The organism is Ornithinibacter sp. (assembly GCF_035443565.1).
Taxonomy (GTDB): Bacteria; Actinomycetota; Actinomycetes; order Actinomycetales; family Dermatophilaceae; genus Fodinibacter.
Map to the genome: position 1 here is coordinate 5,320 of NZ_DAORSO010000039.1, position 2,210 is coordinate 7,529.

The following is a 2,210-nucleotide window of genomic DNA, read 5'->3' on the forward strand; positions in this document are numbered from 1 at the left end:
CCGACGACCGGGATCTCACCGGTGTCGCCGAGCCGCCGCGAGGGGGCGCCCAGGTTCGAGCTGCGGTACCAGGACTCCTGCGGGTTTCGCTGGATCGGGTCGGCGGTCGGGTCGGAGCGCCACCCCGCCGGGGCATGCACCGCCGCGGGTCCGCTCCCGCCGGCCAGGGGGCCGCCATCGGGGCCGTGCCCTCCGCCCGGACCGTCCCAGCCGCCGCCACCGGGCCCTCCCGAGCCATCGCCGACGCCTGGCCCTGCACCACCCTCCGCCTGCGCCTCGGCCTCAGCGACCGTGGTGCCGAACAGCTCGGAGCAGATCGCCTGGTAGTGGACCTGTGCGTTCGGTACGTAGGCGACGACCGACAGGGCCTGGCCCTGGCCGGCCGACTCCATGACGAACGTGCCGTAGCCGACGATCCGGCCGAGCAGAGACTGGTCGAAGGTCATGTCCGTGACCTTCGTGAGCGGCATCATCGCGACCTTGCGCCGGATGAAGCCGTAGAAGAGCAGGAAGCGCTTGTCGGTGGCGACGAACCACTCGCGGCGCCAGTTCAGCCACGTCCAGACCAGCCAGCCCATGGTGCCCCACCACAGGAGGAGGCTGAGGTTGTGCAGCAGCATCGGCCCGCCCTCGCTGGTGGGCACCTTGACGTCGACGACGAACGCGAGGACGGTGGCCGCGACGGCTGCGCCGATCTCGCGGGACAGCGACAACCAGTGGTGGCGGACCGCGACGATCGCGCGCTCGCCGGGTACGAGGGAGCGGTCGAGGTCGCGGTCGAGCCGCGGCCGCCGCGCCATGTCAGCCTCGAAGCAGTGAGTCGAAGAACCTCGCGATGTTCTCCACACCGTTGGTGATGATGTCCCACACCGAGTTGAAGATGTCGGCGGCGCTGTTGGGCGAGGTGAGGATGGCGTAGAGCAGGAAGATGACAAGGAGCCACATCACGATCTTCTTGACCGGGGGCATGTCACGTCCTTCTCTTCGCTGTGGGGCGTGCCGAGCGCACGCCGCAGACGCCATAGTGTCAGATGTGACGGATGTGACGACTGAGGCGTGTCGTCGGGCGTGTCGTGGGCCGAGGGCTACTGGGCCAGGCCGTACAGGCGGTCACCCGCGTCGCCGAGCCCCGGCACGATGTAGCCGTTCTCGTTGAGGCGCTCGTCGATCGCCCCGGTGACCAGGGTGATCGGCGGGGCGACGTCGGCCAGGGCAGCCTGGAGGTGGGCGATGCCCTCGGGTGCGCTCAGCAGCGTGACCGCGGTGATGTCGTTCGCCCCACGGTCGACGAGGAACTTGATGGCGTCGGCCATCGACCCACCGGTCGCGAGCATCGGGTCGAGCACGTAGACCTGACGCCCCGACAGGTCGTCGGGCAGGCGGTTGGCGTAGGTGATCGCCTCGAGGGTCTCCTCGTCGCGCTGCATGCCGAGGAAGCCGACCTCGGCGCTGGGCAGCAGGCGCACCATGCCCTCGAGCATCCCGAGGCCCGCGCGCAGGATCGGCACGATGAGCGGCTTGGGGTTGCTCAGCTTGATGCCGGTCGTCGGGCCCACCGGCGTCTCGATCTCGAAGGGCTCGACACGGACCTCACGGGTTGCCTCGTACGCGAGGAGGGTCATCAGCTCTTCAGCCAGGCGACGGAACGTGGGGGAGTCCGTCCGCTTGTCCCGGAGGTAGGTCAACTTGTGGGCGATGAGCCGGTGGTCCGGGTTGATGACTCGCATGGGTGAAACTTAGCGCGTGAGCCCCCCACCCCACCCCTCGGATGCCGCGTGGATGCGTCATGCGCTCACCCTCGCGGAGCGCGCGGCGCAGGCGGGTGACGTGCCCGTCGGTGCCGTCGTCGTGTCGAGTTCCGGGGAGCTGCTCGGGGAGGGCTGGAACCAGCGTGAACGCGATGGTGACCCGAGCGCCCACGCCGAGGTCGTCGCCATCCGGGCCGCGGCCGCACGGCTGGGCTCCTGGCGCCTGGCCGGCTGCACCCTCGTGGTGACGATGGAGCCGTGCCCGATGTGTGCCGGCGCCGCCATGCTGGCCCGCGTCGAGCGGGTGGTGCTCGGCGCGTGGGATCCCAAGCTCGGGGCCTGCGGGTCGGTGTGGGACGTGCTGCGCGACCGCCGGGCCACCCACCGTGCCGAGGTGGTCGGCGGGGTGCTCGAACAGGAGTGTGGCGACGTGGTGCGGCGCTTCTTCGACGGGCACCGGCC

At 70.5% G+C, this 2,210-nt stretch carries 4 protein-coding genes; 1 reads left to right on the top strand and 3 read right to left on the bottom strand.

Annotated elements, in window-relative coordinates; genetic code table 11:
- The 3 genes from PLL68_RS06435 to upp form a co-directional block, all read right to left on the bottom strand.
- The coding region (locus tag PLL68_RS06435) for a PH domain-containing protein (protein WP_324532747.1) at nucleotides 1-800 on the bottom strand (800 nt) is incomplete at its 3' end.
- A gap of 1 nt (nucleotide 801) precedes the next feature.
- Entirely contained in the window at nucleotides 802-969 is a 168-nt protein-coding gene (locus tag PLL68_RS06440; protein ID WP_324532749.1) for a hypothetical protein, read from the bottom strand.
- A gap of 116 nt (nucleotides 970-1,085) precedes the next feature.
- A complete protein-coding gene (upp, locus tag PLL68_RS06445; protein WP_324532751.1) occupies nucleotides 1,086-1,727 on the bottom strand; it encodes a uracil phosphoribosyltransferase in 642 nt (213 codons plus the stop codon).
- 16 nt (nucleotides 1,728-1,743) lie between these two features.
- Here upp and tadA point away from each other — a divergent pair.
- On the top strand, nucleotides 1,744-2,210 hold a 467-nt coding region (gene tadA / locus PLL68_RS06450), incomplete at its 3' end, for a tRNA adenosine(34) deaminase TadA (protein WP_324532753.1).